The sequence below is a fragment of the Pyrinomonas sp. genome, assembly GCF_040289685.1.
Classification (GTDB): domain Bacteria; phylum Acidobacteriota; class Blastocatellia; order Pyrinomonadales; family Pyrinomonadaceae; genus Pyrinomonas.
On the sequence record NZ_PSLQ01000127.1, the window covers coordinates 1 to 2,687 of the forward strand.

The 2,687-nt window shown below is 64.4% G+C and carries 1 protein-coding gene; it reads left to right on the forward strand.

Going from position 1 to position 2,687, the window contains the following annotated elements; translation table 11 throughout:
• Positions 1 to 2,639: BPTD_3080 family restriction endonuclease (locus tag C4334_RS14755; protein ID WP_352432848.1), on the forward strand; the 2,639-nt coding region annotated here is incomplete at its 5' end.
• Positions 2,640 to 2,687 lie beyond the last annotated feature (48 nt).

The following is a 2,687-nucleotide window of genomic DNA, read 5'->3' on the forward strand; positions in this document are numbered from 1 at the left end:
TCGTCGAGATCCCCCTGGTCAACCAAATCCGCCCCCGGGTAAAGGCGTGGCGAGAGGCCGGCTACCCCGGCGTCACCAGCATCACCAAGCGGCTACTGGAGCACTGGCGGGATCCGGAGCGTGACCAGCGCTTCTTCTTCTGCCAGTTGGAGGCGGTGGAGACGCTCATCTGGCTCACCGAGGCGCCCGCGGCGGAGCGCGTCGGTATCGAGATCCCCGGCGACGGCGGCGACTTTGAGCGGCAGTGCTGCAAGATGGCCACCGGTACCGGCAAGACCATCGTCATGGCGATGGTGATCGCCTGGCATATCCTCAACAAGGTGGCCAACCCGCAGGACGCACGCTTTTCGAAGAACGTGCTGGTCATCGCCCCGGGGCTGACGGTCAAGAGCCGCCTAGCGGTGCTGGAGCCGGCAGGCGCGGGCAACTACTTTGAAGCCTTCGATATCGTGCCCTCGAGCCTGCTCGACAAGCTGCGCCAGGGCAGGGTGCTGGTACGCAACTGGCACGCGCTGGCCTGGGAGAGCGAGGAGCAGATCCAAAAACGCAAGAGCGTGGACAAGCGCGGGGCCAAGAGCGACGAAGCCTACACCCGCGAGGTGCTGGGCGAGATGGCGAACGCCCGCAACATCCTGGTCATCAACGACGAGGCGCACCACGCCTGGCGGGTGAGCCCTGAGGCGGCGAGCAAGTATAGCCGTGAAGAACGAGAGGAAGCCACGATTTGGGTTGGCGGGCTCGACCGGCTCCACCGTTCCCGGGGCATCCTGAAGTGCTACGACTTCTCGGCCACGCCCTTTGCGCCATCGGGCCGTAAGAGCAGTGAGGAGGCGCTGTTTGGCTGGATCGCGAGCGATTTTGGCCTGAACGACGCCATCGAGTCGGGCCTGGTCAAGACCCCGCGGGTGGTGGTGCGCGACGACGCGGTGCCGGATGCCAGGACCTACAAGTCGCGGCTGTACCACATCTACAACGATTCGGAGGTCAAGGACGACCTGAACCGCAGGGCCAATCCCGAAGAGCCCTTGCCCGACCTGGTGCTCAACGCCTACTATCTGCTCGGCTACGACTGGCGCGAGGCGTGGAAGGCGTGGCGCGACGCGGGCCTGCCGACGCCACCGGTGATGATCACCGTCTGCAATCGCACCGAGACCGCAGCTCGGGTCAAGCATGCCTTCGACACCAAGCGCATCCACATCGACGAGCTGTGCGACCCCGAGCGCGTGCTGCAGATTGACTCGAAGGTGCTGGACGAAGCCGAGGCGCGGGAAGAGCCGGCCGCCGCGGTGGAGGCGCCGGAAGAGGACGGCGAGGCAGAAGGCGAAGCCGAGGCCCCGGTGGCGCGCAAGTTGACCAAAGCCGAGCAGGCGGAACTGCTGCGCCGAATCGTGGATACGGTCGGCAAAGTGGGTCAGCCTGGCGAGAAGATCCAGAAGGTCATCTCGGTCGGCATGCTCTCCGAGGGTTGGGACGCGAAGACGGTGACCCACATCATGGGGCTGCGCGCATTTACGTCACAACTGCTGTGTGAACAAGTCGTCGGGCGCGGCCTGCGGCGCACGTCCTACGAGGTAAACCCGGCGACCGGACTCTTCGAGCCGGAGTACGTGAACATCTTCGGCGTGCCGTTCACCTTTCTGCCGCACGAGGGGGGCCAAGACGGCCCGCCGCCGCCCCCGGCCCCCAAGACGGCGGTCGAACCCGACCCGGCCAAGGCGCAGTTCGAGATTCGCTGGCCCAACATCGTGCGCATTGACCACGTCTTCCAGCCCACGCTGATGCTGAACTGGTCGAAGGTGCCCATCCTGGAACTAGACGCCGCAGAGACGGCGCAGGTCGCCGAGCTTGCACCCATCCTCGAAGGCAAGCCGGATGCCACCAAGATCAATCGCATCGAGCTGGAGCGGCTGGCGCGGGAGTTTCGCACCCAGCGCCTCATCTTTGAGACGGCGCGGGATGTGTTCGACCAGATGAAGCCCGCCTGGCGGGGCAGCCGCGAGATCCTGCTGGCGCAGCTGGTGCGGATCGTCGAGCAGTTCATGCGCTCCGATCGAATTACTATCTCTCCGCCACTTTTCTACCAGGACGAGCTTCGTCGCCGGCTGGTCATCACCCTGAACATGTCGCGGGTGGTGCAGCATGTTTTGGAAGCCGTGAGGCAGGAGAACACCGAGCGCCGGATGCCTGTCTTCGACCGCGATCACCCCATCCGCTCAACGGCCGAGATGCGCACCTGGTACACGGGTAAGCCCTGCGAGAGGACGAAAAAATCCCACATCAATTTCTGCGTGTACGACAGTACTTGGGAAGCCTCCGACGCCTACGTGCTCGATACCAGCGGGGCGGTGGCGGCCTGGGTGAAGAACGACCACCTGGGTTTCGAAATTCTCTACATCTACCGTGGCGTCGTGCGCAAGTACCGGCCAGACTTTCTAGTGCGGCTGGCCAACGGCGAGATGCTCGTGCTGGAAACTAAGGGTCAGGACACCGAGCAAGACAAAGCGAAACGCCGCTCTCTGGACGAATGGATCGAGGCCGTCAATGGCCACGGCGGGTTCGGGCACTGGCGGGCGGCAGTGGCGAAGAGTCCGGGGGAGATCAAGGACATCCTGGCCCGACACCGCCCAGTGCAACCCTGAACCGGTTCAGCCCAGCACATCCGGCGCCATATTCAGCTATGCACATGT